This window comes from Nocardia sp. NPDC050435 (assembly GCF_040655395.1).
Taxonomy (GTDB): Bacteria; Actinomycetota; Actinomycetes; order Mycobacteriales; family Mycobacteriaceae; genus Nocardia.
Genome location: NZ_JBFAJW010000012.1, coordinates 111,761 through 137,988, shown reverse-complemented (window position 1 = coordinate 137,988; position 26,228 = coordinate 111,761). Strand labels below are relative to the sequence as shown.

General features: G+C 69.4%; 28 protein-coding genes. 11 read left to right on the top strand and 17 right to left on the bottom strand.

What is annotated here, in order from left to right:
- From AB0I43_RS32250 to AB0I43_RS32235, 4 genes are all read right to left on the bottom strand, one after another.
- Entirely contained in the window at window positions 1–930 is a 930-nt protein-coding gene (locus AB0I43_RS32250; RefSeq protein WP_356976414.1) for a VOC family protein, read from the bottom strand.
- Window positions 923–2,512, bottom strand: a complete 1,590-nt coding sequence (locus tag AB0I43_RS32245; protein ID WP_356976412.1) for a bifunctional 3-(3-hydroxy-phenyl)propionate/3-hydroxycinnamic acid hydroxylase — start codon at window positions 2,510–2,512, stop codon at window positions 923–925. The genes AB0I43_RS32250 and AB0I43_RS32245 overlap by 8 nt, the downstream gene beginning before the upstream one ends.
- 172 nt (window positions 2,513–2,684) lie before the next feature.
- A complete protein-coding gene (locus AB0I43_RS32240; RefSeq protein WP_356976410.1) occupies window positions 2,685–4,112 on the bottom strand; it encodes an aldehyde dehydrogenase family protein in 1,428 nt (475 codons plus the stop codon).
- A complete protein-coding gene (locus tag AB0I43_RS32235) occupies window positions 4,109–5,197 on the bottom strand; it encodes an NAD(P)-dependent alcohol dehydrogenase (protein ID WP_356976409.1) in 1,089 nt (362 codons plus the stop codon). Before AB0I43_RS32235 ends, AB0I43_RS32240 begins: the two co-directional genes overlap by 4 nt.
- 102 nt (window positions 5,198–5,299) lie before the next feature.
- Between AB0I43_RS32235 and AB0I43_RS32230 the strand changes: the two genes are divergently transcribed.
- Complete coding sequence (locus AB0I43_RS32230) at window positions 5,300–5,755, top strand: MarR family transcriptional regulator (protein WP_356976408.1); 456 nt, start codon at window positions 5,300–5,302, stop codon at window positions 5,753–5,755.
- Here AB0I43_RS32230 and AB0I43_RS32225 read toward each other — a convergent pair.
- On the bottom strand, window positions 5,744–6,442 hold the full coding sequence (locus AB0I43_RS32225) for a class II aldolase/adducin family protein (protein WP_356976407.1): 699 nt from the start codon (window positions 6,440–6,442) through the stop codon (window positions 5,744–5,746). The genes AB0I43_RS32230 and AB0I43_RS32225 overlap by 12 nt on opposite strands.
- Window positions 6,443–6,561: 119 nt before the next feature.
- Here AB0I43_RS32225 and AB0I43_RS32220 point away from each other — a divergent pair, with 119 nt between their 5' ends.
- On the top strand, window positions 6,562–7,350 hold the full coding sequence (locus AB0I43_RS32220) for an IclR family transcriptional regulator (protein WP_356976406.1): 789 nt from the start codon (window positions 6,562–6,564) through the stop codon (window positions 7,348–7,350).
- A 63-nt stretch (window positions 7,351–7,413) separates the two neighbouring features.
- Here the strand turns inward: AB0I43_RS32220 and AB0I43_RS32215 are convergent, their stop codons facing one another.
- From AB0I43_RS32215 to AB0I43_RS32190, 6 genes are all read right to left on the bottom strand, one after another.
- On the bottom strand, window positions 7,414–8,679 hold the full coding sequence (locus AB0I43_RS32215; protein ID WP_356976405.1) for a dihydrolipoamide acetyltransferase family protein: 1,266 nt from the start codon (window positions 8,677–8,679) through the stop codon (window positions 7,414–7,416).
- Window positions 8,672–9,664, bottom strand: coding sequence for an alpha-ketoacid dehydrogenase subunit beta (locus AB0I43_RS32210; RefSeq protein ID WP_356976404.1), 993 nt, complete (start codon window positions 9,662–9,664; stop codon window positions 8,672–8,674). The genes AB0I43_RS32215 and AB0I43_RS32210 overlap by 8 nt, the downstream gene beginning before the upstream one ends.
- Window positions 9,665–9,684: 20 nt before the next feature.
- On the bottom strand, window positions 9,685–10,791 hold the full coding sequence (gene pdhA, locus AB0I43_RS32205; protein WP_356976403.1) for a pyruvate dehydrogenase (acetyl-transferring) E1 component subunit alpha: 1,107 nt from the start codon (window positions 10,789–10,791) through the stop codon (window positions 9,685–9,687).
- 11 nt (window positions 10,792–10,802) lie between these two features.
- The gene (gene lpdA, locus AB0I43_RS32200; protein WP_356976401.1) at window positions 10,803–12,251 is read right to left on the bottom strand and encodes a dihydrolipoyl dehydrogenase; all 1,449 of its coding nucleotides are present in this window, start codon (window positions 12,249–12,251) and stop codon (window positions 10,803–10,805) included.
- A 140-nt stretch (window positions 12,252–12,391) separates the two neighbouring features.
- Window positions 12,392–13,585 carry a helix-turn-helix domain-containing protein gene (locus AB0I43_RS32195; protein ID WP_356976400.1) on the bottom strand — a complete coding sequence of 398 codons (1,194 nt, stop codon included), beginning with the start codon at window positions 13,583–13,585 and terminating at the stop codon, window positions 12,392–12,394.
- A 100-nt stretch (window positions 13,586–13,685) separates the two neighbouring features.
- Window positions 13,686–14,027: a hypothetical protein gene (locus AB0I43_RS32190; RefSeq protein ID WP_356976398.1), complete on the bottom strand. Its 342-nt coding sequence runs from the start codon at window positions 14,025–14,027 to the stop codon at window positions 13,686–13,688.
- 181 nt (window positions 14,028–14,208) lie between these two features.
- Here AB0I43_RS32190 and AB0I43_RS32185 point away from each other — a divergent pair, with 181 nt between their 5' ends.
- From AB0I43_RS32185 to AB0I43_RS32165, 5 genes are all read left to right on the top strand, one after another.
- Window positions 14,209–15,261, top strand: a complete 1,053-nt coding sequence (locus AB0I43_RS32185) for an alpha/beta fold hydrolase (RefSeq protein ID WP_356976396.1) — start codon at window positions 14,209–14,211, stop codon at window positions 15,259–15,261.
- A gap of 61 nt (window positions 15,262–15,322) precedes the next feature.
- On the top strand, window positions 15,323–15,616 hold the full coding sequence (locus AB0I43_RS32180) for a hypothetical protein (protein WP_356976394.1): 294 nt from the start codon (window positions 15,323–15,325) through the stop codon (window positions 15,614–15,616).
- A 4-nt stretch (window positions 15,617–15,620) separates the two neighbouring features.
- Complete coding sequence (locus AB0I43_RS32175; protein WP_356976392.1) at window positions 15,621–15,746, top strand: hypothetical protein; 126 nt, start codon at window positions 15,621–15,623, stop codon at window positions 15,744–15,746.
- 52 nt (window positions 15,747–15,798) lie between these two features.
- Window positions 15,799–16,035 carry a hypothetical protein gene (locus AB0I43_RS32170; protein WP_357433180.1) on the top strand — a complete coding sequence of 79 codons (237 nt, stop codon included), beginning with the start codon at window positions 15,799–15,801 and terminating at the stop codon, window positions 16,033–16,035.
- A gap of 131 nt (window positions 16,036–16,166) precedes the next feature.
- Entirely contained in the window at window positions 16,167–16,889 is a 723-nt protein-coding gene (locus AB0I43_RS32165) for a respiratory nitrate reductase subunit gamma (RefSeq protein WP_356976389.1), read from the top strand.
- On the opposite strand, the gene AB0I43_RS32160 is transcribed toward AB0I43_RS32165, so the two are convergent.
- Entirely contained in the window at window positions 16,876–17,145 is a 270-nt protein-coding gene (locus AB0I43_RS32160; RefSeq protein WP_356976388.1) for a hypothetical protein, read from the bottom strand. The genes AB0I43_RS32165 and AB0I43_RS32160 overlap by 14 nt on opposite strands.
- A 135-nt stretch (window positions 17,146–17,280) precedes the next feature.
- Window positions 17,281–17,616 (bottom strand): DUF732 domain-containing protein, encoded by a 336-nt coding sequence (locus AB0I43_RS32155; protein WP_356976386.1) that lies wholly within the window; start codon window positions 17,614–17,616, stop codon window positions 17,281–17,283.
- 164 nt (window positions 17,617–17,780) lie between these two features.
- On the opposite strand from AB0I43_RS32155, the gene AB0I43_RS32150 reads away from it, so the two are divergent.
- On the top strand, window positions 17,781–19,124 hold the full coding sequence (locus AB0I43_RS32150; RefSeq protein ID WP_356976384.1) for a 2OG-Fe(II) oxygenase: 1,344 nt from the start codon (window positions 17,781–17,783) through the stop codon (window positions 19,122–19,124).
- Window positions 19,125–19,156: 32 nt separating this feature from the next.
- Here AB0I43_RS32150 and AB0I43_RS32145 read toward each other — a convergent pair whose 3' ends face one another.
- The 4 genes from AB0I43_RS32145 to AB0I43_RS32130 all read right to left on the bottom strand — a co-directional run bounded on the left by AB0I43_RS32145 (window position 19,157) and on the right by AB0I43_RS32130 (window position 23,603).
- Window positions 19,157–19,492: a ubiquitin-like protein gene (locus AB0I43_RS32145; RefSeq protein ID WP_356976382.1), complete on the bottom strand. Its 336-nt coding sequence runs from the start codon at window positions 19,490–19,492 to the stop codon at window positions 19,157–19,159.
- A gap of 106 nt (window positions 19,493–19,598) precedes the next feature.
- Entirely contained in the window at window positions 19,599–21,074 is a 1,476-nt protein-coding gene (locus tag AB0I43_RS32140; RefSeq protein ID WP_357433178.1) for an alpha-amylase family protein, read from the bottom strand.
- Window positions 21,075–21,236: 162 nt separating this feature from the next.
- Window positions 21,237–22,430, bottom strand: coding sequence for a phosphotransferase (locus tag AB0I43_RS32135; protein ID WP_357433176.1), 1,194 nt, complete (start codon window positions 22,428–22,430; stop codon window positions 21,237–21,239).
- Window positions 22,431–22,616: 186 nt separating this feature from the next.
- The gene (locus tag AB0I43_RS32130) at window positions 22,617–23,603 is read right to left on the bottom strand and encodes an AraC family transcriptional regulator ligand-binding domain-containing protein (RefSeq protein WP_356976378.1); all 987 of its coding nucleotides are present in this window, start codon (window positions 23,601–23,603) and stop codon (window positions 22,617–22,619) included.
- 243 nt (window positions 23,604–23,846) lie between these two features.
- On the opposite strand from AB0I43_RS32130, the gene AB0I43_RS32125 reads away from it, so the two are divergent.
- The 3 genes from AB0I43_RS32125 to AB0I43_RS32115 are packed head-to-tail and all read left to right on the top strand — an operon-like array spanning window position 23,847 to window position 26,108.
- Window positions 23,847–25,109 (top strand): cytochrome P450, encoded by a 1,263-nt coding sequence (locus tag AB0I43_RS32125; RefSeq protein ID WP_356976377.1) that lies wholly within the window; start codon window positions 23,847–23,849, stop codon window positions 25,107–25,109.
- A gap of 19 nt (window positions 25,110–25,128) precedes the next feature.
- Complete coding sequence (locus AB0I43_RS32120) at window positions 25,129–25,455, top strand: hypothetical protein (protein ID WP_356976376.1); 327 nt, start codon at window positions 25,129–25,131, stop codon at window positions 25,453–25,455.
- A gap of 35 nt (window positions 25,456–25,490) precedes the next feature.
- The gene (locus AB0I43_RS32115) at window positions 25,491–26,108 is read left to right on the top strand and encodes a class I SAM-dependent methyltransferase (protein ID WP_356976375.1); all 618 of its coding nucleotides are present in this window, start codon (window positions 25,491–25,493) and stop codon (window positions 26,106–26,108) included.
- Window positions 26,109–26,228: the final 120 nt, after the last annotated feature.

Below are 26,228 nucleotides of genomic sequence, written 5' to 3'. Positions count from 1 at the left end.
TCAGTGTCCTTCGCTGGTCTTGCGCCAGGAGGCGAGCTGGCCGCCCCACAGGTTCACCGAGTGCGGGATCGGCTGCCACCGGCGCGGTACATAGGTGACGCGGTCGTCGTGGAACTTCTCCATCTCGGCGGACAGTTCGATGTGATTGCCGGCCGGGTCGTCGAAGAAGACGAACAGGTTGTTGCCCGGACCGTGCCGGCCGGGACCCCAGGTGACATCGACGTTCTCGTCGGTCAGCCGGTCACACCACGCCTTGAAGTCCGCCCACTCGGCCAGATCGAAGGAGTAGTGGTCGATGTCGCCGCCCGCGCCGACGTTCACCACCGCCAGGGTGTGGTGGTCGCGGTCGCTGCGCAGCCAGGCGAACCGGCCGTCCTCGAGCTGATCGGAGATGCGGAAACCGACGGTGTCGACGAAGAACGCCACCATCGGCACCACATCGTCGGTGGCCAGGGTGATGTGCTGGTATTTGATCGGCCGGCGCCCGGTGTCGGCGGCGTTCTCGCCCTCGCGGGCCACCGCGGTGTGGAAGTGGACGGGCGTGCCGTGCGGGTCGGCGACCACGATGCCGGTGGCGGCGCCGAGACCGGCGTCGAGATAGGCCGGGTCCAGGGGCGACACGGTGTGCCCGGCGGCGGTCAGCCGCTGGGCGATGCCCGCGACGCCGTCGAGGTCGCGGACCTCGAAACCGTAGTGGTGCAGCCCCTTTTCGCCCTCGAGCAGCTCGATGACGTGATGTCCGGCGCCCCAGCCCAGGCGCAGTCCGCCCCCGGGGAGCCGCTCGTGCACCTGCAATCCGAGCACGCGGCCGTAGAAGGCGGCCGCCGCCGCGACATCGGGTACTCGAAAGCCGATGTGGGACACGGTGGTCCGGGTCAGCGTGCCGGCCGCCTCGCGCTCCCGCAAGACGATTCGCTGTGGTCTATCCATGGGTCAGGGCCCTTTCTGTCCAGGTCGAGATGGCGGTCACCGTGTCGGCGCTCCGGTCCGGCGGCCAGGCCGCCGCGACCACCCGGTCGGGCCGCAGCAGCACGAATTGTTGTGCGTAAGTGTCGAATTCCCGGATCGCGGCCCCGTCGACGTCGATCAGGACCCGGCGCCGGGTGCGCGGCAGGCGCTCCCGCAGCGCGAGCGTCGCCGTGGTCGCCCCGAGCCGGCGCACGAGCGGTTCGACCGCCGCCCAGTCCCGGTCCTCGACGTCGACGCCGATCAGCGCCCACTCCCTGCCGAGCACGTCGTCCAAGCGGGCGACGGTGTGCCCGGCGGTGTCGAAGACCAGCGGCTGCCCCACGACGACACCGACTCCGGGGTGCCGATCGGCGTCCAGGACCAGCCCCTCGGTGCAGCGCTGCGCGGGCCGGTAGCGCATCTCCTCGAGGTAGGCGCGGCCGTCCGCCGTGCTCAGCGCCCGCTCGATGACGCTGTCGCGGCGCGCCGCGAAGCGCGGCGAGGTGGTCATCACGACGCGGCCCAACCGCTCCGACATCCGCACCGTGTCCCGCACGTGGGCTGCCCGCTCGCGCTGGTAGCTGGCCAGCACCGCGGGCGCCAGCCGCCCGGCGAGCACGTCGGCGATCTTCCAGGTCAGGTTGGCGGCGTCGCGGATGCCGGAGTTGAGGCCCTGTCCGGCGAAGGGCGGCATCATGTGCGCCGCGTCGCCGAGCAGAAAGGAACGCCCGACCATCCATTCGTCGGCGACGACCGCGTTGAACCGATAGTTCACCGCGCGTTCGATCTGCTCGGGCCGCAGGTCGCGGTAGGGCGCGACCAGGGCGCGGATCAGGTCGAACGAGGGCGGCTCGGCGGGTGATCCCTCCCCGTCGAAGAGCCGGAACTCGTAGCGGCAGCGGCCGTCCAGCCCGGGCACGATGACGTGCGGACGGGCCGGATCGCCGTGATGCATGGCGAAGCGTTCGGTGTGCGGATCGTCGAGGGTGTCGGCGACCAGCCACACATCGGGGTAGCTCCGGCCGGTCATCTCGATGCCCTGACCGAGCCGGGTGATCGATCGGCCGCCGTCACAGCCGAGGACGTAGGCAGCGTCGAACACCGCTGGGCCGGCGGCGGTGTGCGCGTGCACACGCACCGAGTCGGCCAGCTGGTCGAAGCCGGTGACCTCGACGCCGAACCGCAGCGACACATTGGGCATCCGCGCCAGCGCGTCGACCAGCACCCGCTCCAGATCGGGCTGGGCGAACGGGTTCTTGAACGGGTGGCCCGCGCGGAACGGCCGCGGACCGCGCGCCTGGAACAGCGGCTTCCCGTGGCGGTCGTAGTAGCGGGTGCCCGTGCCCGGCACCACGATCGGCAGCACCTGCTCGACGATGCCCGCTCGCTGATACACCCGCAGGGACTCGTCGTCGATGCTGATCGCCTTGGGTTCGTCGCTGGTCGAGTAATTCTGTTCGACCACGATCACCTCGACGCCGCGGGCGGCGAGCAGGACCGCGGCCGTCAGGCCGACCGGCCCCGCGCCGCAGATCACCACCTCGGTCTCCTCTGGCGACTTCACCGGCGCCATCACCTCACTTCTCGCACTGTCGGGGGATTCGATGTACCGACATTAGGCATGGTGTCCTATATTCCGAAAGCATCGTCCTATAAAGCAGGACATTGCGATTCGGTCCGCGAATACCGCACTCACCTCGCGCCTCTCACTTTACTCTAGTGCTATACCTATAGTGTTAGACTTGATGAACGAGGTGCTTGAGCTCCTGGAACTCCTCCAGCGCGCGGGTGCCGTTTAGCCTGCCGACCCCGCTGTGCTTGAAGCCGCCCTCCTCCATCTGGTCGTGGATGACGCCCCAGGTATTGGTCCACACGGTGCCCGCGTCGATCCGGCGGCCGACGCGCAGCGGCCGATCGACGTCCCGGGTCCAGATCGAGGCGGCCAACCCGTACTGGGTGGCGTTGGCGCGCTCGATCGCGTCGAGTTCGGTGTCGAAGATCTCGAACGTCGCCACCGGACCGAAGATCTCGTCCCGCACCACCGGCGTCCCGACATCGGCCACCTCGATCAGCGCGGGCCGCACGAAGGCGTCCACCCCGGTCGGCTCGACCAATCCGCCGCGCACGAGCACCGTCGCGTACCCGGCCGCCTCCTCGATCAGCCGCTCGACGCGCTCGGCCGCGGCCCGGTCGATCAGCGGGCCCATGTCGGTGGCCGGATCGGCCCCGGGGCCGACCACGACCCGCGACAACGCCGCGGTCAGCCGCTCCCGGAGTTCGTCGGCGCGGCCGCGCTGCACCAGGATTCGGCTGCCCGCCATGCAGAACTGTCCGGCGAAGGTGGTGATCGCCGCCGTCAGCACCGGCACGGCCGCGTCCAGATCGGCGTCGTCGAACACGATCATCGGCGACTTGCCGCCGAGTTCGAGGGAGACCGGTTTGAGCCCGGGCGCCGCGGCCGCCATGATGGCGCGCCCGACCGCGGTGGAGCCGGTATAGCTGACGACATCGGAGGCCGGGTCCGAAACCAGCACCGGCGCACCGGTATTGCCCGACTCGGTGAACGCGTTGACGACGCCGGCGGGCAGCGCGCCGGCGATCAGCTCGTAGAGCAGTCCGTTGGTGAGCGCGGTCTGCGCGGGCATCTTCATCGCCACGGTGCAACCCGCGGCGAGCGCGGGCGCGAACGAGCGCACCGCCAGGATGATCGGCGAGTTCCAGGGCACGATCACCGCGGCCACACCGATCGGCTGGGGCAGCACCATCGAGTACGCGCCGGGCGCCACCTGCGCCGCCCGGCCGCTGTCGGTCAGTGCGAGGGCGGCGTTGTACCGCAGTTTCGGGATGGTGGCGTCGACCTCCATCGCGGCGTCGGCGAGCCGTTTGCCGTTCTCGCGGGACAGCAGCTCGACCAGTTCGTCGCGGCGCGCGGCCATCGCGTCGGCGAGCGCGTTCAGCGCGGTCGCCCGAGCCTGCCGGTCCTGGGACCAGCCGGTGCTGTCGAATGCCCGGCGGGCTGCCTGGAGCGCGGCCCGCGCGGTGACCGCGCCGGCGTCGGCGAAGGTGCCCAGCGGCTGCCCGGTGGCCGGGTCGAGGCTGGTGCCGACGTCGTGGCCGTCGTGCCATCGGCCGTCGATGAGGTTGCGGGCGTGCGGGAGTGTCATGGGGCCTCGAATCGGATGACGGGTTTGACGGTGCTGCCGGAGCGCGCGTCTTGGACGGCGCGCCGCAGCTCGGTCGGTGGATAGAAGCGGACGAGCCGATCCAGCGGCAGCCGGCCGGCGCGGTACAGCGCGATCAGCGCCGGGATGAAGGTGATCCGGTCGCTGCCGCCCTCGGTGACGCCGAGCAGGGTCCGGCCGTCGATCATGGCGTTGACGTCGACCGCGATCCGGGTGCCAGCGGCGGGCGCGCCGATGACGGCGACGGTGCCGCCCGCCCGGATCTGCCCGAGTGCCGCTTCGAGCAGGCGCGGCACACCGGTCGTCTCCAGGAGGTAGTCGACATCGCACAGTTCCTCGGCCCGGTCGGTCGTCGCGGTGGCGCCGAGTTCGCGGGCCAGCCCGAGCCGGGCGGGGACGCGATCCACGGCCACGATCTCGGCCGCACCGCACAGCCGCGCGGCCATCACCGCCGACAGGCCGACCGCGCCCGCCCCGATCACGGCGACGCGCGAACCGGGCGGCGGGCGTAGCAGATTCAGCACCGCGCCGGCGCCGGTCTGGATACCGCACCCGATCGGGGCGAACATCGCCAGTTCGTCCTCGTCCGCGGCGTCCACCGGCACCACGCTGTGCTGCGAGGCCACCGCGTACCGCGCCAGCGACGACTGGCCGAAGAACAGGCCGCCGATCGGCTGCCCGGACCGATCGCGCAACGGCGTCGTCCCGTCGGGCCTGCGGGCGCCGAAGTTGAGCGGAAAGTAGCTGGGGCACTGGGTGGGACGGCCGGTCCGGCAGCGCGGGCACGCACCGCAGGACGCGAAGGACAGGACGACGCGGTCGCCGACGGCGGCGGTGGTGACGCCCGGGCCCACCGCTTCGACCACGCCGGCGCCTTCGTGTCCGAGCACGGCGGGCAGCGGCGTCGGCAGCCGGCCCGCGAGGACCGACAGGTCGGTGTGGCAGACCCCGGCGGCGACCAGGCGAACCAGCACCTCACCGGGTCCGGGGTCGTCGAGAATGACGGTCTCCCAGGAGAACTCGTCGGCCGCGGGACGAGCGACCGCGGCAATGGTTTCGATCGGCATGGCGGCCACGCTACGATCGGGTCCTGCATTACGGTAGTTCCATCCTGTAATACAGGACACTCTCATTACGGGAACGGTCTACCGCTAGAGGTAAACTGCGGTGTGCCCACCACCGACCCCGCCGACCTGCCGGCCGAGATCACCCGCACCAGCTGGACGCTGCACCGAGCGCTGCGACAGAGCCAGGGAACCCCGCGCGGCGAAAACCCGCGGCCACTGGCTCAGGTGGAGGTCCTCATGCTGGTCGACAGCCGCCCGGGCATCACCGTGCGCGAGATCGCCGCGACGCTGCGCATGCAGGCCAACAATGTCAGCACCCTGGTCTCGGCCTTGACCAAGGCCGGATTCCTGGAACGGCGCGCCGACCCGGCGGACGGCCGGGTGATCCAGCTCCATCCCACCGCCAAGATGCGCGCCACGAGCACCGAACTCGCCGATCGCCTGGACGCCGGGGTGTCCGAGGCGCTGGCCACGCTGAGCGAGCGGGCCCGGGCCCGGATCACGGCGGCGCTGCCGGACCTGCGGGCCCTGGCCGCGGCGCTGGACTCACACCGCTGAACCGGGCCCGCCGCGCCGGACCAGGTACTGCCACCCGGCATCGAGTTGCGCGGGATTCCAGACCTGCTCGCGTTTGAACTCCGTCTCCGCCCGATCCGACCATACCGCCGGCCCGCCCGCCGCGGCGGCGAGAAGCTGTGTGCGGCAAGCTCGTTCGAGCAGCACGGCGTACATGACGGCGGTGCCGATATCGGGCCCCGCCGTCACCGCCCCGTGGTTGGGCATCAGGATCGCGTGGGCGTCGCCGAGCCGCCGAGCCAGCGCGCCACCCAGCTCCGCCGTCGCGATCAGCGCGCCGGTTTCCTCGAATCGCGGCAGCTGCGGGTGGGTGAAGGGCACCGCGTCGTGCGAGATCGGCAGCAACTCACGCCGCAGGGAGGCGAACGCCGCGAGCGCGGGGGCGTGCGTGTGCACCACCGCCCCGACATCGGACCGGGCCGCCATGATCTCGGTGTGGATGGGAAATTCCAGATGCCGGCGCCCGGAGCCCGCCAGCACGTCCCCCGCCGGCGAGACCAGCACGACGGTGTCGGGCTCGACCTCCTCGAAGCCCCACCCGGCCGACTTCATCCAGACGCCGTCGCCGCCCGGGTCCCGCACCGACGCGTGCCCCCACACCATGTCGCCGAGCCCGGCGGCGGCCAGCGCGCGACCGGCCCGGACCACCGCGTACCTGGGGTCTTCCATGTGAACCTCCTCCGACCGAGCCTAGATCCTCCGCCGTTGCCACGATAGCGGCAGGATCCTGCATTGCGGCACATACATCCTGCTTTACAGGACATTCCTCACGCGTCTACCGTGTGTCCATGACCGAACGCACCGCCGCGGCGAGCACCTACCGGGAACGCAACTCCACCGCCGATCGCGCGCTCGACATCCTGCTGCTGTTCTCCGCCGACAAGCCGGTGTGGACCGGGGCCGAGGTCGCCGCCGGGCTCGGCGTCGCCCGGTCAACCGGCTATCGCTACCTGCAGAGCTTGTCCGGCAACGGCTTCGTCGAGGAGACCGCCGGCGGATTCCGGCTCGGCCCCAGGATCTTTCAGCTCGCCCGCCTGGCCCGCGCCGGCCTCGGCCTGTCCGAGGCGGCGTTGCCGGTGATGCGGGCGCTGGCCGGGCAGTTCGACGAAACAGTGCTCCTGACCCGGCGTTCCGGCCGCTCGGTGGTGTGCCTGGATCTCGTCGAAGCCCAGCACACGGTCCGGCTCTCCTACGAACGCGGCCAGGTGCTGCCGATCAACGCGGGCGCGGCGGCCGAGGTCCTGCTGGCCTGGGCCGACCCCGACGAGGTCACCGCGGTGCTGGAACAGGCCCCGCTCGAACGATTCACCCCCAAGACGCTGACCGATCCCGACGCGCTGCGCACCCGGCTCGCCCGGATCCGCAAGGCCGGAATCGCGGTGTCGCAGGGCGAACTCGACCCGCACATCCTCGGCGTGGCCGCGCCGGTGCGCAATGCCGCCGGATCGGTCTGCGCCGCGGTCAGCATCGCCGCCCTCGCCGCCCGCATTCCCCGCACCCGGCTGCGCGAGGTGGAGAGCGCGGTGCGCAGCACCGCCGCGGCGATCTCGCACGAACTCGAACTCCGCGACTCCTGAACATCGAGACGGCCCCCTCGCCGTAACGAGGGGGCCGCTTCGCCGTGCTCGGCCGGAGACGTTCTAGGTGACGATCCGCAGCGGGTTTTCGACCAGCTCCTTCAGGGTCGCCAGGAACTGCGCGGCGACCGCGCCGTCGAGCGCGCGGTGGTCCGCCGACAGGGTGACGCGCAGGATCTTGCGGGCGACCACCTCGCCGTTGTCCAGGCGCAGTTCGTCGGCGGCGGCTCCCACGGCGAGGATGGCGGACTCGGGCGAGTTGATGACCGCGGTGAACTGCTCGATGCCGAACATGCCGAGGTTGGAGATGGTGAAGGTGCCGCCCGTCATCTCCTCGGCGCGCAGTTTGCGGTCGCGGGCGCGGGCCGCCTTGTCCCGGCTCTCGGCCGCGATCTCGGAGACGCTCTTGCGGTCCGCGTCCCGGATCACCGGAACCAGCAGGCCCACCGGCGTCGCCACCGCCACGCCGATATGAATCCCCTTGTGCCGCAGCAGCTTGTCTCCGGCGAAGCTGACATTGACCGCGCCGTCGGCGCGCAGCGCGGCGGCCACCGCCTTGACCAGCAGATCGTTCACACTGACCTTGCCCGCGCCCGTCGCGTCCAGCGTGGCGTTGACCCGTGCGCGGAAGCCGAACAGCTCGGTCACGTCGATCGCGCTGGTCAGGTAGAAGTGCGGCGCCTGCTGCTTGCTCTCGGTGAGCCGGGTCGCGGACACGCGCTGGATACTGGTCAGCGCGATCTCCTCGAACTCGCCGGACGCCGGAACATCCTGCGCCACAACGGGCTCCGCGAGGGCGGGCGGTGCCGGGACGGGTGCGCTGTGCGCCGCCTCGACATCGCGCCTGGTGACCCGCCCGCCCGGACCGGTACCGATGACGGCCGCCAGGTCGACCCGCAATTCGCGCGCGATCTTGCGGGCCAGCGGCGAGGACTTGATCACCTCGCCCCGGTCCGGGCCGGAGCTGCCCGGAACATGCTGTGGCGCAGCCTCTTCGACCGGTAGGGCGGCTGCGACCAGCGGGGCCGTTTCGGCCGGCACCGCGGGCGGGGCGGCCTCAACCGGCACCGCGGGCGGGGTCGTCTCGACCGCGGTACCGTCCCCGACGATCGCGATCGGCTCACCGATCGCGATCCGCACGCCCGGCTCGGCGAGGATCTGCTGCAGCACCCCGTCGTCGTAGGCTTCCAGCTCCATCAGGGCCTTGTCGGTCTCGATCTCGGCGACGATCTCGCCGCGGCGGACCTGGTCGCCCACCTGCTTGAGCCAGACGGAGACGACACCGTCCTCCATGGTGTCCGACAGGCGGGGCATGATGATCTCAGGCATTGCGGGTGTCCTTCCCGACGGCCGCCAGGGTCTGTTTCGCAGCGGTGTAGAGCGAGTCCGCGGACGGCAGAGCCAGGGTCTCCAGCGGTTTGGCGTAGGGCAGCGGCACCTCGGCCATGGCCACGCGGCGCACGGGCGCGTCGAGATAGTCGAACGCGCCCTCGGAGATCGAGGCGGCGATTTCCGCGCCGATGCCGTAGGTGAGCCAGTCGTCCTCGCCGATCACCGCGCACCCGGTCTTGCGGACCGAGGCCACGATGGTGTCGCGGTCCAGCGGACGCAGGCTGCGCAGGTCGATCACCTCGGCCGAAATGCCCTCCCCCGCAAGGCGTTCGGCCACCTGCGTGGCGACGGTGGCCATGCGCGAGTAGCCGATCAGCGTGATGTCGGACCCGGTGCGCGTGACGGCGGCCTTGCCGATCTGGACGGGCGGCAGATCCTCGGGCACCTCGCCCTTGGTGTTGTAGAGCGACAGGTTCTCCAGAAACAGCACCGGATCGTCGTCCTCGATCGCGGCCTTGAGCAGCGCCCGCGCATCGGCGGGCGTGCTGGGCGCCACGACCTTCAGACCGGGCACGAAGGCGTAGTACAACTCGATGTTCTGCGAATGCGTCGCGCCGAGCTGCTGGCCACCGCCGCCGGGCGTGCGGATGACCATCGGCACGCTGGTCTGCCCGCCGAACATGCCGTAGATCTTGGCGGCGTGGTTGACGATCTGGTCCAGCGCCAGCAGCGAGAAGTTGATCGTCATGATCTCCACGACCGGGCGCAGGCCGAGCATGGCGGCGCCGATCGCCGCACCGACGAAACCCTCCTCGGCGATGGGGGTGTCGCGCACCCGCTTCTCACCGAATTCGTCCAGCAGGCCGGCGGTGATCTTGTAGGAGCCTTCGAAGACGCCGATCTCCTCACCGATCAGGAAAACGTCGTCGTCGCGTCGCATCTCCTCGCGCAGGGTCTCGCGCAACGCTTCGCGATAGGTCATGACAGGCACAGTGGGGTTCCTCAGTGGGTGAAGAGCGGGTCGGCGGGCAGACGGCGGGAATCGCCCGGCACGGGGGTCGCGTAGGTGTAGTCGAACAGGCTCGACGGCTCCGGATGCGGGCTCGAATCGGCGAATTCGACCGCGGCGGCGACGGTGTCGGCCACCTCGCGGTCCAGATCGGTCAGCGCCTGCGCGGTCAGCACGCCGGCGGTGCGCAGGCGCTCGCGCCACAACTCGATCGGATCGTGCTCGCGCGCCTCGGCGACGGTGTCGGTGCTGCGATACTTGGCCGGGTCGACGACGGAGTGGCCCTTGAGCCGGTAACTCACCGCCTCGAGCAGGGCCGGTTTCCGATCCCGGCGGGCCTGCTCGATGAGCTCGCTCGCCATGTCGCGCACGGCCAGCACGTCGGTGCCGTCCACGCGCTCACCGCGCATCCGGTAGCCCGCGGCGCGTTTCCACAGATCCGGTTCGGCCGAGGACTTCTCGACCGTGGTGCCCATGCCGGTCTGGTTGTTGATCACCAGGAACACCACGGGCAACCGCCACAGCGCCGCGATGTTCAGCGACTCGTGGAAGGCGCCGATATTGGTGGTGCCCTCCCCCATCTGGCACACCACGACGTCGTCGCCGTCGCGGTAGTCGATGGCCAGCGCCGCGCCGATCGCCAGCGGCACCTGTCCGCCGACGATGGCGTAGCCGCCCAGCAGCCGGGTCGCGGTGTCGTACATGTGCATCGAGCCGCCCCAGCCCTTCGAGGTGCCGGTGGCGCGGCCGTAGAGTTCGGCCATCACCCGGCCCGGTTCGATGCCCTTGGCCAGCGCGTAGCCGTGTTCGCGATAGTTGGTGAACAGGTAGTCGGTGGGCCGCATCGCCGCGCCCAGGCCGACGACGGTGGCTTCCTCACCGAGGTTGAGGTGGCAGTATCCGCCGATCTTGGCCTGCTGGTAGCTCTGCGCGGTGCGCTCTTCGAAGCGCCGGACGAACAGCATGTCGCGGTAGAGGCCACGCAGGGTTTCGGGACTCTCGCCCGCGAAACCGGACTCGATATCCGCCGTGATCGCTACCGGGGCAACGGCTTTCGCGGGTTTGCGGGCAGGCTTGCTGCGCGCGGTGGTCGTGGTCATGTCGGGGCTCCTCAACGCTTGCGCGGCGCGATGTGTACCGGCAGGCCGAGGCCGGCCATGGCCGCCTCCATGCCGATCTCGCCGAGAGTGGGGTGGGCGTGGATGGTGTCGGCCAGCTCGTCGAGCGTGGCTTCCAGCGTGATCGCCAGCGCGCCCTCGGCGATCAGATCGCTGGCCGAGGGGCCGATGATGTGCACGCCGAGCACTTCCTGATGCGATTGCCCTGCAACGATTTTGACGAAGCCCTCGGTCTCGCCGTAGGTCTTGGCCCGGCCGAGCGCGGCGACCGGGAATTTGGCGACGACCACCTCGTGCCCGGCCGCCCGGGCCGCCTCCTCGGTCAGGCCGACGCTCGCGATCTCCGGATGGGTGAACGTCGCGGCGGGGATGACCGAGTAGTCGATGTGGGCCTCGTTGCCGGCGATCACCTCGGCCGCGGTGAGGCCCTGATGCGAGGCGACGTGGGCGAGCAGGGCCCGGCCGGTCACGTCGCCGATGGCGTAGACGTGCTCGGCGGCGGTGCGCAGCTGATCGTCGACGACGATGAAACCACGTGCGTCCGTGGCGATTCCGGCGGTGTCGAGCCCGAGTTCGGCGGTGTTCGGGCGCCGCCCGACCCCGACGAGCACGATGTCGGCGTCGATCTCCCGGGCGTCGGGACCGCCCACCGAGACCCGCAGCGCGTCGGTCTCGGTGATCGCGGTGACCGTGGCGCCGGTCAGCACGGTGATGCCACGCTTGCGGAACGAGCGCCCGAGCGCCTCGCCGATCTCCCGGTCCTCCAGCGGAACCAGGCGATCCCGCATCTCGACCACCGTGACCTGGCTGCCGAAGGTGGCGAACAGGCTGGCCCACTCGGCCCCGACCGCGCTGCCGCCGACGATCACCAATCGCCTCGGCACCTCGGTCAATCCGAACGCGCCGTCGGAGGTGACAACGCCGGGCAGATCCGCGCCGGGGATCGGCAGCCGCACCGGCACGGAGCCGGTCGCGACGATGACGTCGCGGGCGCTCACCCGGCGGATCGGCGCGCCCGCGGCCGCAGCGTATCGCGGGCCGCCGTCGAAGACCGGCGAGGGCCCGGCTTCGTGCACCTCCACCACGGTCGGCGCCACGAACCGGGCGTGCCCCTCGACCACCGTGACGCCGTTGGCCTTCAGCAGGCCCGCGACGCCGTCGGTCAGCTCCTTGACGATGCCGTCCTTGCGGCCGCGCACGGCGGCGAAGTCGTAGCGGACGTTGTCCGCGTGGACGCCGAATTCGGCGGCGTCGGAAAGCATCTGGAAGACCTCCGCGGAGCGGAGCATCGCTTTGGTGGGGATACAGCCCCAGTTCAGGCACACGCCGCCGGGGCGCTCCTTTTCCACCACGCAGACCCGCAGGCCGCGTTGCGCGGCGCGGATCGCGGCGACGTATCCGCCCGGTCCGCCACCGATCACCAATAGATCGAAATCCGGCACTCGTGGTGCTCCTCAGCTCGCAGGAACAGCCGCGCCGCGGTCGCGGTGCGGGCTGTTCATCGAGTCTCACGGTCCACGATTGCCCAATCAACGGACAGACAGCCCAGATTTCCCGCGTCGAAAATGGGCGCGGAGCCCAATCAGTGCGCGGTGTCGGCGGTCAGCTCCAACGCCGCCAAGGCCAGCGACAGCTCCAGGTAGGAGCGCTGCCCCTCCAGCCGCCGGCCCAGCACCGCGGAGATTCGCTGCAACCGGTTGATGACGGTATTGCGGTGACAGTGCAGGCGCGGTGCGGCGTGCGCCGCCGAGCAGTTCTCCGCCAGCCAGACCGTCAGGGTGCTCAGCAGGATCTCGCGCTCCTTGCCGGGCAGCGCGAGCACGGGACCGAGGGTGCGAGCGATCATCAGCTCGGTCAGATCGGGGGAACGCAGCAGCAGCGCCTCCGGGTACCGATCCTCCAGCGACACCACGCCGTGCGCGGAGGCGGGCAGGGTCTCCAGTGCGAGAGTCGCCAGCGCGTGCGCGGTGCCGATCTGCGCCAGTCCGGCGACAACGGGTGCGGCGGCCGCGCGCCCCCGGATCCGCTGCCCGACCTGCTCGAGCACGAACGCGCTCGCGCGCTGCTCCATCGAGACCAGCCCGACCACGGTGTCGACTCGATCGTGCCACACCGAGCGAATCCCCAAGGCGGCCAACGCCGGCTCGGTACCCAGCTCGATGTTCGGGCGGTCGCCGCGCACCGCGACCACCAGATAGCCGCCGTGGGTGGGCAGATTCAGCTCGCGCGCCGCGCGCGCGGCGAACGCCGGATCCCGCGCGCTGCCGGCCAGCAGGTCCTCGATCAACCCGTGGCGGTGCCGCTCGTCCCGGCGCACCTGCTCCAATTCGGTGCTGCGATAGGAGGTGACCAGCGCCGAGGACATGCCGTCGATCGCCGACCAGGTCGCCGCGCCGATTTCCCGGACGGCGGCGGCCGGCAGTTCCCCGGCCCGGTCGAGCAGCGCCTCCCACACGACCTGGCCGCCGAGCCGGAACGTCCGCAGCATGACCTCCAGCGGAACGCCCTGCGCCGCACGATCCCGGCCGATCGCGGTGGCGACGTCGGCGCGGGCGGCCGCGGCACCGGCCAGCCGGTCGAGCACCTCGGTCAGATAGCTCTGGCAGCCGGCGCGCAGATCATCCCGGCTCACCGGGGAGTAATCGGTCCACTCGGGGATATCGGTGAAGATCGCCGACATCAGGCGCTTGGTCAGCAGGGGCACCTCGGCCCGGCACTCGACCGCCAGCTGCCGGGTCCCGGCCGGAAGCCCGGTGTGCTTGGGGGTAGCCGCCATCCGTCGAACGCTACCCGGCCGTGTTCGCACCGCTCCAACCAGGCTTTATGAGCACGGCCCGCCGCAGGCGAGCGCCTGGAGCGGGCCGGGTTCCGAGTTTCTAGTGCGACGCCTCGATCGCGGGCGCCGGGTCGTCCTGCTGCTTGGCCAGGTCGCCGACGATGGCCTCGCCGTAGAGGTCGACCAGCCCGAACTCCACGCCGTCACCCGGGTTCGCACCCGAGGACAGCGAGCCCGAGACCAGCTGCGCCGAATACACCGCCACGGGCGCCCCGGTGGCATCGACGGCGGTGATGCTCGCGGGCAACAGGGTTCCCTCGGCCGCGACGAGGGTGAGCACACCGTTGGCTTCGCTCAGGCTGAGGGCGGCTAGGCCCGGACGCCTCTCGACGCCGTTCTCCGGTGTCGTCTCCGCCCCGGGTACGCGCTGCTCTTCCGACAAGATAGTGACCTCCTCCGAGCCGATCAGCCGCCGGCCTGGTCAGGATCTTCCCGTTTGTCCTGCCGTGAAACGTGCGGTATCCCAACGGCGTTGCCGCGTGCCCGGGGGTTCCACCATTTCCGGGCAAAGCTCCGGGTCTTCCCCGATCCGCGCCCCGGCCCGCGCTGCCTACCGTTCGAGCATGACCCGCTTCCATGCCTCGCTCACCGCCGTGCTGCTGCTCTCGGGCGCGCTGGCCGCGTGTACGCCGACGCCCGAGCCCTCGGCCGCGCCGTACCACTCGACCGAGGTCACCATCCGGAACGAGGCGGTCTCGATCGGCGGCACCCTCACCAGGCCGCACCACGGCGGACCGTTTCCCGCGGTGATCCTGGTGCCCGGCGGCGGCAAACAGAACCGGGACGAAGAATTCGCCGGGCACAAGCCCTTTCGCACCCTGGCCGACTCGCTGACCGCCGCCGGATACGCGGTCCTGCGCACCGACGACCGCGGCGTCGGCGCGACCACCGGAAACAAGGACGACGCCACCTACGACGATCTCGTGTCCGACATCCTCGTCCAGGTCTCCTACCTCCGCGAACAGCCCGAGATCGACCGCTCCCGCATCGGAATCCTCGGTCACAGTCAGGGCGGATCACTCGCGCCGCTGGCGGCCGCGCAAGCCCCCGACCGGATCGCCTTCACGATCCTCTTCGCCGGCCCCGCCCAGACCGGCTGCGAAATCCTGAAACACCAGATGCGCGTACAACGGCAAGCGACCGGTCCGGTCTCCGCCGCGCAGCTCGCGGCGGCCGACAACGCCCAGCAGCTCGAATGCGACCTGCTGCGAAACGGCCGGTTCGACGAGGCCCGACAGAACGCGCGCGAAGCGAACCGGCACCTGCCACCGGCGCAGCAGGCCCGCCCCGAAGACATCGACCATGCGATCGACCAGGCCTACGCGGCGCAAGCCACCTACGACCCCGAGCCCGCCCTCCGCGCCCTGCGCATCCCCGTCCTCGCCGTGTTCGGCAGCAAGGACGTCCAGGTCGACGCCGCCGCGAACGCCCCCTTGATGCGCTCGTTCCTCGCCGCCGGCCCGGCCGCCACCGTCCACACGGTCGAGGGCGCCAACCACCTCCTGCAACAGGCGACCACCGGCATGCCCGACGAATACGCGACCATCCCGACCACCATCGATCCTGCCGTCCTGGACTACGTGAAATCCTGGCTGCGCGAGACGACGAACCGCTGAGCTCGGCCGCCGCGTGGGTGCCGGCTCCGGGGTAACGCCGGTGGTGCTGCACAATCGGGCTATGACACGATCGCTGCCCGAGGGTGAATCACTGCTGGTGCGTACGGATTTCACCGATGACGCTGCGTGGGCGCAGACGCTCGCGGCGGTCCTCGGCTCCTACGACGAGGACACGGCGTCGGAGCTGACGCCCGTGGACGACGTGGTGTTCGACGGGCTGACGGTCGATGATCTGGGCGAGCTGAGCGAGGATCGGACCTATGTGTTCCTCGCCGATGGCGTCACCATGACCGATCCGGAGCATCCGTTGCTGGTGGTCGATACCAGCGACGCGGAGGTTCGGGGGGGACGGTGAGCCGGTGTTCCGGATCGCGCCGCGCGCGGTGGCCGAGGTCGAGGTCAATTTCTTGCTGGCCAGTGTCGATTTCGAGGACTACGCCGGTAACGTCGACGACGACGGGGTCTTCCGTGGCTTCGATCAGTGAGAGCGGCCCGGCCGCGACGTAGGATCAGGGCCTGACCAGGCGGAGGTGAGGTATGACCGAGGAGGAGATCGTCGTCTCGTTCGCGCTCACCAGACTGGACCACGCGAACAGCGAACTCGATCTGGAAGACATCGCCGCCCTGGTGGTGCGCCGCCTGAGCCCCGATCAGGTGCTGGATCTCGCCACGCGCACTCTCGCCGCACGAGATGAGTTGCGCGGCGCGGTGTTCGAGTCCGCGGTCGAGCACGTCCTCAGGACCGTACTCACCGCGCGCGGGCCGGTCGACTGACGTCTCGGCTGACGCCGCCCGCGCAGCGAACATGGTCCCGGCGGGTAGGTGCCGTTGGTCCCTAGCGACCGATGCGCATCCCTGCCAGGGTCATTGCCGAGCAGAAATTTCGCCGGCGAAAGGGTGCGGGAGTGTCAGCGCTGATCTGGATCGTCTTGCCCTACGGCGCTTTCCTCTCTTTCATCCTGGGCCACGTGTGGCGACTACGGCACGACGGCTTCCGGCACTACACCAGCGGCGCCGGATTGGAACGCGTGGAACGCCTCGGCGCGACGACGTTCGGGCTCGCGGTCGGCGTGGTCGTCCTCGCGCGGATCGTCGACGTGGCGGCATCGGGCCCGCACACCCCGCCGAGCAGCGCCATCCGATTCACCATCACCCTCGTCGAGCTCGTCGCCGTCGCGCCCGCGATCATCGGGGCGGCGCTGCTGCTGGTGCCGAACCTGATCACGGCCACCGCCGGTCGACCGGTGACACCGCTCGACCGCGTGACGTTCCCGCTGCTGACGGCCAGCGTGCTGTCGCGAGTCGCCATCCAGGTCGACCCGTATTCCGACAGCACCCGCTATCGCAGCGCCGAAACCCTCTACAGCTGGTTCCGCTCCCTGCTCACCGCCCACCCGCAGGTGGACGTGATGCAGCACGCCCCGCTGCTGTACCAGGCCCGCGCGCTGATCCTGGTGCTACTCATCGCGATCTGGCCCTACACGCGCCTGGCGGGCACCTTCGCCCGGCCGATCTGCCGCGCGATCATCTTTGTGGCACGCGCGATCCGGGGCGCTGCACGAGGTCGTCAGGAATTCGCCGGGGCCGGGGCGGCGACGGACCCGCAATGGCTTCCTAAGGGTCGATAGCCTCGAGCCACTCCAGCGCCGTTTGCACGCGGGCGGTGGCCGCCGCTACCAGGGCGGTGTGGGGCAGCGCGTCCAGAGCATCCGAATGAGCTTCGAGGCCGGTGTGCATGTTCTGCCGTCCGGCGGCGGTCGTGTTCTGCGCCAGCTGGGCCTGGGTGCCGGGATTGGCCGCCGTGCCGAGGACAGCGTCTGCCGCCAGATTCGCCGCCGCGACGACCGCGGCCTCGTTCTGATTCGCGTTAACGGGTTGAGCCACGACAATTCTCCATCGTTCGGTCCGTGGCCCCAGTATGAGCGCGTCCGGCAAGCCCGGTTCCGTTACCGGCGACCGTAGCTCAACACGCCGAATGACACGCTCCACCAAGTGTTTTGGACTCTGATGGTTTTCGGATCAGCCAGCGAAATCAGGGCACAGATTCGTCGCCGCCGCGCTGACGAACAACGTGCCCTGCTCGAACCGGTAGGCCCGCTCGACCGCGGCGGTCTCGTCGAGAACCGAGGCGCCCGCGCGCAGGTGATCGCACGTCAGGTACCCCGCGCTGATCATCTCGGCGGCCGACTTACCGGGCAGGGTGGCATTGTTCAGGCTGATCTCGTCGACGAACGCGGCCTCGGCGGTGGTGTCGGCCGTCGCGGCCGCGCCGCCCAGCACCGCGGTGCCGAGCGCGAAGGCGGTCACGGCGCAAGTCATTGCGGCGGCGCGGAGGCGAATTCGGTCGATCTGCATGGTGTGCTCCTTGGGGGTAGGTCGCCGAATCCGGCGTAGCACCAACGATCCCGCCATCACGATCGCTGGAGAACCGACCCCAGGGCTGGTCCGGCCCCACCCCCCGCGTTGTCGGTGGCTCGGGAGAGGATGCTCTGCGACGCCGGGCGAACAAGGGAGACACGATGACGGACAACACTTTACGAGCGATCGGTGAGATCCTGGACGCGGTGCCGCAGGCAGGCGCTTTCGCCACACAGCGCTCCGGATCCGCGGAGCACCTCGCGCTGACGGTGCGGGGTGTGGGGCGACTCGAATTCCCGGTGCCGCCCGATCAGGCGCGGCAATTGTGCGAGGTCGCCCACCCGGCGCACTACGGCCTGCGCGAGCAGACCCTGCTGGACCCGAATGTGCGCGACACCTGGGAGGTTCCGCGCGACCTGCTGACCATCGACGAGGATCGGTGGCGCGCGACGCTGCTGCCGCTGCTGGACACTCTGCGGACCGACCTGGGCCTGCCCCCGGACTCGGAGTTGTCCGCGCAACTGCATTCGATGCTGGTCTACGAACCGGGTCAGTTCTTTCAGCGCCATCAGGATTCGGAGAAAGCGGCAGGCATGATCGGCACGCTGGTGGTGTCGCTGCCTTCGGCGTTCACCGGCGGGGAACTCGTCATCGAGCAGCAGGGGGCGCAGGTCGTCGACACAGGTTCACCGGAGCGATTGTCCTTCGTCGCGTTCTACAGCGACTGCGCGCACGAGGTGCGGCCGGTGACCGAGGGGTTCCGAATCGCGTTGACCTACAACCTGATAGCAACGGAATGCAGCAGCCCTGATTTCGCGCGGCATCCCTCCGCCGCGCTGATGGCCGAGCAGTTGCGCGCACACTTCGACACCCCCGTCGAGTCCGCGGATTCCTACCCTCGATCGGCCCCGCGGCCACCGCGCCAACTCGTCTACCTGATGGATCATCAGTATTCCCAGAGCGGCTTCGGGTGGGACCGGCTCAAAGGCCGCGACGCGACCCGGACCGGCATGCTGCTCGCGGCAGCCGATCTCGCGGGCTGCGACACCTCGCTGGCGCTGGCGGAGGCCGAGGAATGCTACGAGGAAGACGACTACACCACCTCGATGCTGATCTACCGGCAACGCTGGGAGCGGGTAGCCGACGGGTGGAAATGCGTCGAAAGCTCCGAGGTGGATTTCGACGACGAAGGCGAGATGATCGACCCGGTGTCCGAGGATCCCGCGGACCTGCCGCTGCGGTCCGATCTGCCATTGGCACCGGACTCGGACGAACTCGGCGGGCTGCGCTGGTCCGACCTCACGCTGACATGGCTGATCGATCGGTCGGGAGCAGCGGGTAAACCCGAGATGGCGCGGGTTCCGGCGGAAGAATTGTGCACGGGCGCGACGAAATCCCCGCTAGAGCCCTTCGCCTCGGAATTGGAGGGGTACATGGGCAACGAGGGAAACAACGCGAATTTCTGGTATCGGCGTGCGGCGATCGTCGTCCGGCCGCGTCGGTAGATCTGACCTGTACGCGGCCGGGCAACGCGGGATCAGCCGCCGCGCAGGCGCAACACCAGGTGGAGTGTGCCGCCATTGGGAATGTTGTAGTCGTGCAGGGTCCGGCCGTCTTCGAGTTGTTTCCCGGCATAGATCAGCCTCTGCTGATCCGGCGGGATGCCCTCGTGGTCCTGGATCAAGGCTTTGACATTCTCGATCGTCGCCGAGGGTTCGGTCTCGATCGCGAATTTCTTACCGGTGAGGCTCTGGATATTGATCGAATAGTGGGACGCCACTTCGGTACGACCGATCCCGGGTGTCGAGCCAGCGGAGAACGTTTCCGCACCCGCGGTACATATGCCCGCACCGATCAGCCCGGACGCAGCCACGGCGAGGAGAGCAGAGCATGTTCGGATACGCATGCTCCTATTGGACTGCACCCGGCCGGAAATGTCGGGCACGGCATGTCGGCGAAGCGACCACTGTTCAGGGCCACTACCCGCCGGAGATCGCGGAGCCGACGTGCAGCGCGATTCCGGAAAGCGCGGGCACCTCGGCGTGCAGCCGTCCGCCGTGGTCGACCGTGTAGACCGGGCCGGTGCAGGAACCATTCCTGACGAGGCCGTGCATGACGTCGCAGTAGGTGCCCGCCGGTAACGCTGTGCGGAACGTCGCACGCGCGTCGCTCGTGCCGCCGTTCAGGATGAGATACCCGGCCTCGCCGCGCCCGAAGGAAATCAGGTTCGCTCCGTCGTCTGCCCAGTCCCGGACCGGGGCGTCACCGACAGCCCGGCGGAAACCGATCAAACCCGCGATGCCCGCAGCGGAGTGTTCGCACAGCCAGCGCGGGTCCGCGCAATCGGCATCCGCGGCCCGGCCGTCCGGATCGGAGGGCGGCGGCTGATCGTAGTGGCGGAACACGTAGTCGCTCAGCACTTTCAGCCGACCGTAAGGCCAGGCGAGCACGAAGGCACTGGCCAGTACATAGCGCTCGCCATCGAGCTGGGAAAGGGTGGCGCGACTGCGCTTGGTGTCATGATTGTCGACAAAGACCACCGATGACGCCGAGGGCAGCTCCGAGCCGAAATTTCCCAGCTCCCGCAGCCGCCCGTGCCGGAAAATCGCACTCAAGCCCGCGGCGTAGCGCAGATCGATGGCGTCGCCGTTGCCGAGATACTCCTCCGGCCGAACCGCTTCGTCGACCCCGTAGACGACCTCCTGATAGATGTACGCCGGTCGGTCGAGGCGATCGAAGATGGCGGAAAGATCCTCGGCGGCAACGTGTTTAGCGGAGTCGATCCGAAATCCGTCCACGCCCAGCGCGAGGAGGTCGTTCAGGTAGTCCGCGATGCGATCGCGAACGTGGTCCTTTTCCGTCGCGAGATCAGCGAGCTCGAACGTCTCGCAGTGCTGGACGTGGTAGCGATCGCGGAAGTCCTGAATCGCGTCGTGCGGTGTGCCGCAATGATGGAAGTCGGCGCGGGAATAGGGCACCGAGGGATAGGAGAAATGGCAGTACTCCGCACCCGCGCTCCCCGTGTCACAACCTCGGACACCCGACATATTGTTGACGACCGCGTCCACGTAGACCCGCACCCCCGCCCCGTGGCAACTGCGGACCATCTCCGCCAACTCCGCGCGAGTGCCCCAGCGACTGTCCAGAGAATGCGACACCGGCGAGTAGCTCGACCACCACGGATACCCTCTTTCCGGCCACCGCGAGTGCTCCTGCGCCGGCGCCGTCTGCACGGCCCCGTACCCGAGCGGGCCGAGCGTCTCGCGGCATTCCCGCCCGATCGACCGCCAATTCCATCCGAACATCTGCGCGATGACATCGCCCGTTGGTGTCGGCTCAGCGCGCGCGGGCACCCACAGGAAAACTCCGGCCAGAAGCACGATTGCCGGCACCCGGGTCAGCGCGCGTAGTGACCGCCGCCCCGGCTTCGGGTTCAGGTAGCTGGTGCAGCCCACGACAACTCCCCGGGATTTCGCATTGTCAAGGAATCGAACCCAAAGCGCCGAATAGTGCTTATCAGAATTTCGTTTCGCTATCCAGCACAGGCGCTTGTCCGGTGCGTCGTTCGAAACGACCGAGGGGCGCCGCGGTCGAATCCGGCGGCACTCACCGGAGCATCACAGCCCGGGATCGACCGCCCGTAGCGCGTCCAGGTCCATGATCGCGGTGGAGGTGCGGTGCACGATCGCGCGGCATACGTCGGCGGGCTGGAATTCGGGCATCAGGGCGCTGCGTCCGATGGTGATCATCCAGGCGAAGTACGGATACAGGCACTGTTGGCGGTAGGCGAGCCACGCGTCGTCGAAGGCGAGGGCGGGCCCGCCCGCCGCGTGCAGGCGATCGATGTAGTACGCGATCAGCTCACGCTCCCACGCCCGGCGATCCTCCACCTCCAGGCCGGAGGTGATCGTGTAGGCGACGTCGAAAGCCCAGCTGCCGCGCAGGATCAGCTGCCAGTCGGTGAAGCCCATCGCCCCGTCGGCGCAGACGTAGGCGTTGCCGATGTGCGGGTCACCGTGCAGCAGCGTCTGCGGGCTCTGCTCGGCGATCAGCAACGAGCGCGCGCAGGCGTCGTAGAGCCTGTCCTGCACGGGAGGCAGTGTGTCGGGCACGATTTCGGGTGCGCGGCGCAGGCCGACGGTCGCTCGCTTCTTCATGCCGAGCAGGCGGTCGAAGTTGGCGAAGTGCGCGCCCGGTGTCTTCAACCAGTCGCGCTGGGCCAGCTCCGGCGACTCCCAGTAGTGGCCGTGCCAGACCGCCATGTTCGCCAGCAGTCCCTGGATCTGCGGCAAGGTGATGGACTCCAACGGGGTGCAGAACCGCGCCTGCTTGGTGACGCTGATGTCCTCGAGCAGCGTGATCGAACGGCCGGTGCGCGTATCCGCCGCGCCGAAATAGCCTCGGGGGGCTTCGATGTCGAGCCGCGGGCGGAGGTCCTGGAAGAAGCCGGGCTCACCGGGCAGAGCGTGCGCCAGGTACTGCGTCAAGCGCTGGGTGAAGGTCAGGGTCGTCTTGGCGAAGAGATGCTCGGGCAGCCGCGCCTGCCTGCCTGCCTCGTTGTAGTGGATCGTCGCGGTCCATCGGCTCGTGGTGCCACCGTCGGCGTCGCGGATCTCGAACGAATCCACCTGCGCACCAGGATGTTCGGCCGCCAGGACGCTGGTGAGCCACTGCGCGTCGATCTCGTTCCCGCGCATCGGGATGGTGCCGGCGCCACGCCGGAAGAGCTTCTCGGCCAGCCGGTGCCCGCCGAGCCGCAGCACTCCGGACACGACGCTTTCCGCGGAACCGCCGGAGAGTGTTTCGTTCATGCCATCTGCCCTTCGTCGTTCGCCGTGGTGAAGAGCAGTATGTGACAGCGGAATCGGCGTCGCAGAGGGCCGTGCGGCGGGTCCGAGCCGGCGTTTCTCGGCTCTCACCTGCGCGAAGTCAGGTTCTCGAAACCGCAGAAGTGGCGCGGTTTACCGGATGATTGGCGCGCGGGCCAGGCGTCGGGCTCAGGGCCGCGAGTCCCAGCGCTGCCGGGCCCGCCGCAGCGTCCCGGTGTCGGAGTACCCGACCCGACGGGCCAGCGCCGCCGGACTGCGGTCCGGATCGGTGCGCGCGCTGTGCTCCGCCAGCGCACTGCGGGCGCGGTCGAGTTCGCGCGACCACGTCGTCCCCTCGTCGGCGAGCCGGCGCTGCAGACTCCGCCTGCTGGTCGCCAGGTGGCGCGCCACCCGGTCGATGGTCACGGGTCCGTCGCCCAGCATCGAGATCAGCGTGTGCCGCACCTGGCTGGACCAGCCGGCCTCGAGCCGGGGCGGCGGTGGCAGCAGCGTCGCGCACCGGCGCAGGACCGCGGCGAGCGCCGCGTCGGTGCTGCGCAGCGGCAACATCAAATCGCTTGTGCGGAAGGCGATCTGATCGGTCGGCGCGCCGAAATCGATGCGGCTGGTGCCGAACGCCTCGACGAAATGCCGATGCCGCCGTGGCGCACGCTGCCGGAGCCGGACGCGGATCGGATGCACATCCTGCCCGGTGGCGGCGCGCGCCCGGGCGACGACCGCCGCGATGGAGAATTGGGTGGCCAATTGGCGTCCGCGCCCGTGACCGCGGAGTAGCCGGAAATCCGCGTTCGCCTCGTCCTCGGAATCACCGGACACCGCGAACCCGATATTGGTGGTGATGAGATCGGCATGCTGCTCGGCCAGGGCCAGGCCCGCACCCAGGGTCGGCGCGGTGCTGAACAGGTAATCGTGTAAACCGAAGCGGCCCAGCGTGTTCAAGCGCCCGATGTGCAGCGCGATCGCCGGGTTGTCGAGTTGGTGCTCGACCAGCTCCCATAGTCGCAGCTGAACGGCGCTGGGCACCATCGCCGCGCCGTCGTCCAGCAGCCATTGCGGCAGTTCGGCCGAGCGCGCCAATTGCCGACGCGCGGATTCGGTCAAACCGGCGTTCTCCAGGATGAACTTCGAGAACGAAACATTGTCTACCGTATCCACTTCCGAACAACCTCATCCGTGCGTCCGACATCCCAGCGAGCAGGTCAGTGACACTAGTCGACCAGCCGGGGGCGGTTCGGCGCACCTTTGGCGCGGTTCGCCGCCACATTGGCACCTGCGGCACTTCTCGTCCGGCCGGGTCGGATGCCACCATCGTCCACGGCGAAGCCCGAATCATCGATGTCGCCGATTCGGGCTTCGCTGTGCCATGTCCGCAAGTGTTCGCCGCAACCGTCAGGAACCATGTCGTCGCCGAATCCCGTGCCCGCCACACCGCCCGCTCCGATCCGGCACGGTTCGCCGCTCGCCCCCGGGGCCGCCGCGGTCCCGCTGTACTCGGCGGAGTTCGCGGCCGATCCGCACCGCGTATATCGGGAGATGCGTGCGACATTCGGCTCCCTGGCGCCGGTGGAACTGGCACCGGGCGTGCCCGCGACGCTGGTCGTCGGATACAACACCGCGCGGCAGATTCTCAACGATCCCGCGCACTTCCCCGCCGACCCGCGCACCTGGCAGAAGGACATTCCGGCCGACTGCCCCGTGCTCCCGATCATGCAGTGGCGTCCCACCGCCAGCCGCAATACCGGCGCCGACTTCGCGCGCTATCGCAACGCCATCACCGACAGCAATCGGGACGTGGATCTGTACGCGCTGCACGACCAGGTGGAGCGGATCGCGATCCGGCTGATCAACGGGTTCTGCGAAACCGGCTCCGCCGATCTGATCCGTGATTATGCGTTTCCCCTGGCCTTCGTGGTCGTCAACGTCGTGCTCGGCTGTCCGGCGGAGATCGGGCAGCGCGTGGCCACCGGGATGGCCGCGCTGGTCGAGGGCATCGATGCCGACGACGGCAACAGGATGATCAGCGAGGCGATGCTGGAGTTGGTGGCGCTCAAGAAGACCCGCCCCGGCAACGACATCACCTCACTGTTGTTGCGGCATCCGGCCGGACTCGATGACGAGGAGATGGTCCATCAGGTCGCCGGCCACTACGGCGCCGGTATCGAATTCCAGCAGAACCTGATCGCCAACGCGCTGCGACTGATCCTCACCGACGACCATTTCGGCGGCAGCGTGCTCGGCGGGAATCTGTCCACCCGCGACGCCCTGGACAAGGTCTTGTTCAACGACCCGCCCTTGGCGAACTTCCTCATCACCTACCCCCGGCAGCCGATCCTGGTCGACGACGTCTGGCTGCCCGCGCATCAGCCGGTCCTGATCAGCATCGCCGCCTGCAACAACGATCCCGCCACCAGCGCCGACGATCACACCGGCAACCGTTCGCATCTGGCCTGGGGCATCGGGCAGCACTCCTGCCCGGCGCAGTCGCTGGCGTACCAGATCGCGCAGGACGCCATCGATCAACTGCTGGACGCGCTGCCCGAGCTGCGGCCGGCCCGGCCCGGCGTCGCGCCCACCTGGCGGCCGGGGCCGTTCCATCGGGCGCTGGCGGCCTTGCCCGTCACGTTTCCACCGGCTCCGCCGCTCCCGCTGGCCGGGCGGTGATCGCACTAGGTTCGGTGGTATGACCGCACGGATCCGCCTCAGGACATTGCTCGTCACGACAGGTGTTGTCGTCCTGGCGATTCCGCTGGCCGCGACGCTCGCTTTCGCGGCCGGCTCGCATCCCGAATGCGCCAGCATTCCGGGGGATGTGGGGCCCTGCGGTTACTGGGCACGGTTGGCGGAGTTCGGACCGTTCGTCATGCTCTACGGCACCACCGCCACCGCGGGCCTCGCGGCAACGGTGTGGCTGCTGGGCCTCGGTGTGTTCGGTCTGATCAGAGTCTGGCGGGGTGGACCTGGTCGCGCCGACGGTTCCGAAGCGGCGGGATCCGGCGACTCGATGTAGCGCACCCGGTCTCGGGCACACCGTACAGTCGGGACATGCTGTCGAATCCGGGCAAACCTGAGGCCGACGTCCCCGTCCAGCGTTGGCAGGACATTCCCGGCTGGTTCACGTGGCGAGACGCGCAGGAAGAAGCGGTAGCTCATTTCTCCGGCGGCGGCACCTTCGTCGAAGTGGGCAACTATCTCGGCCGCAGCCTGTGCTCACTGGCCGAAGTCGTAGCCGACAGCGGCAAAGCCTTCACGATTGTCGGAGTCGACACCTGCCGCGGCAGCGGGCCCGAAGGCGTGCGCGGCATCAATGCCCACGGCCCCGCGGTGTCCTCCGGTGGCGGCACCTTCGCCGGATTGCTGCACCGCAATGTCATCGACTGCGGCTTCGCCGACCAAGTCTTGATCGTGGTCGGCGATTCGGAGTCCACCGCGGCCCTGTTCGCCGACGCTTCCCTGACCTGGGTCCACATCGATGCCCGGCACGACTACGAGAGCGTGAAGGCAGATATCGAGGCTTGGCGCCCTAAAGTGCGCCCGGGCGGATGGCTTTCGGGCGACGACTACATCCCGTCCGCCTGGCCGGGCGTCGTCGCCGCGGTGAATGAACTCCTGCCACAGGCCCAGCCGTGGTCGGCCATTCAGTGGCGCTGGGTGAACGAGTAGCTCGGACCGTATACGGCATCGATTCTGGTGGGATCACGGCGAGCCATGTCGACATCGGCGCTTCGGCTCCGACGTTTCAGGTGAGGATGGGTCGACGGGGCACATCCGGACCGAGAGGAG

Bases quoted from the DNA above. Each gene is read 5' to 3' on its own strand.
- AB0I43_RS32115 (WP_356976375.1), top strand. From the start codon at position 25,491: ATGCTGTCGAATCCGGGCAAACCTGAGGCCGACGTCCCCGTCCAGCGT.
- AB0I43_RS32250 (WP_356976414.1), bottom strand. From the start codon at position 930: ATGGATAGACCACAGCGAATCGTCTTGCGGGAGCGCGAGGCGGCCGGC.
- AB0I43_RS32120 (WP_356976376.1), top strand. From the start codon at position 25,129: ATGACCGCACGGATCCGCCTCAGGACATTGCTCGTCACGACAGGTGTT.
- AB0I43_RS32155 (WP_356976386.1), bottom strand. From the start codon at position 17,616: ATGCAGATCGACCGAATTCGCCTCCGCGCCGCCGCAATGACTTGCGCC.
- pdhA (WP_356976403.1), bottom strand. From the start codon at position 10,791: ATGACCACGACCACCGCGCGCAGCAAGCCTGCCCGCAAACCCGCGAAA.
- AB0I43_RS32170 (WP_357433180.1), top strand. From the start codon at position 15,799: ATGACCGAGGAGGAGATCGTCGTCTCGTTCGCGCTCACCAGACTGGAC.
- AB0I43_RS32240 (WP_356976410.1), bottom strand. From the start codon at position 4,112: ATGACACTCCCGCACGCCCGCAACCTCATCGACGGCCGATGGCACGAC.
- AB0I43_RS32210 (WP_356976404.1), bottom strand. From the start codon at position 9,664: ATGACCTATCGCGAAGCGTTGCGCGAGACCCTGCGCGAGGAGATGCGA.
- AB0I43_RS32215 (WP_356976405.1), bottom strand. From the start codon at position 8,679: ATGCCTGAGATCATCATGCCCCGCCTGTCGGACACCATGGAGGACGGT.
- AB0I43_RS32220 (WP_356976406.1), top strand. From the start codon at position 6,562: ATGACCGAACGCACCGCCGCGGCGAGCACCTACCGGGAACGCAACTCC.
- AB0I43_RS32225 (WP_356976407.1), bottom strand. From the start codon at position 6,442: ATGGAAGACCCCAGGTACGCGGTGGTCCGGGCCGGTCGCGCGCTGGCC.
- AB0I43_RS32235 (WP_356976409.1), bottom strand. From the start codon at position 5,197: ATGCCGATCGAAACCATTGCCGCGGTCGCTCGTCCCGCGGCCGACGAG.
- AB0I43_RS32150 (WP_356976384.1), top strand. From the start codon at position 17,781: ATGACGGACAACACTTTACGAGCGATCGGTGAGATCCTGGACGCGGTG.
- AB0I43_RS32125 (WP_356976377.1), top strand. From the start codon at position 23,847: ATGTCGTCGCCGAATCCCGTGCCCGCCACACCGCCCGCTCCGATCCGG.
- AB0I43_RS32180 (WP_356976394.1), top strand. From the start codon at position 15,323: ATGACACGATCGCTGCCCGAGGGTGAATCACTGCTGGTGCGTACGGAT.
- AB0I43_RS32135 (WP_357433176.1), bottom strand. From the start codon at position 22,430: ATGAACGAAACACTCTCCGGCGGTTCCGCGGAAAGCGTCGTGTCCGGA.
- AB0I43_RS32195 (WP_356976400.1), bottom strand. From the start codon at position 13,585: ATGGCGGCTACCCCCAAGCACACCGGGCTTCCGGCCGGGACCCGGCAG.
- AB0I43_RS32185 (WP_356976396.1), top strand. From the start codon at position 14,209: ATGACCCGCTTCCATGCCTCGCTCACCGCCGTGCTGCTGCTCTCGGGC.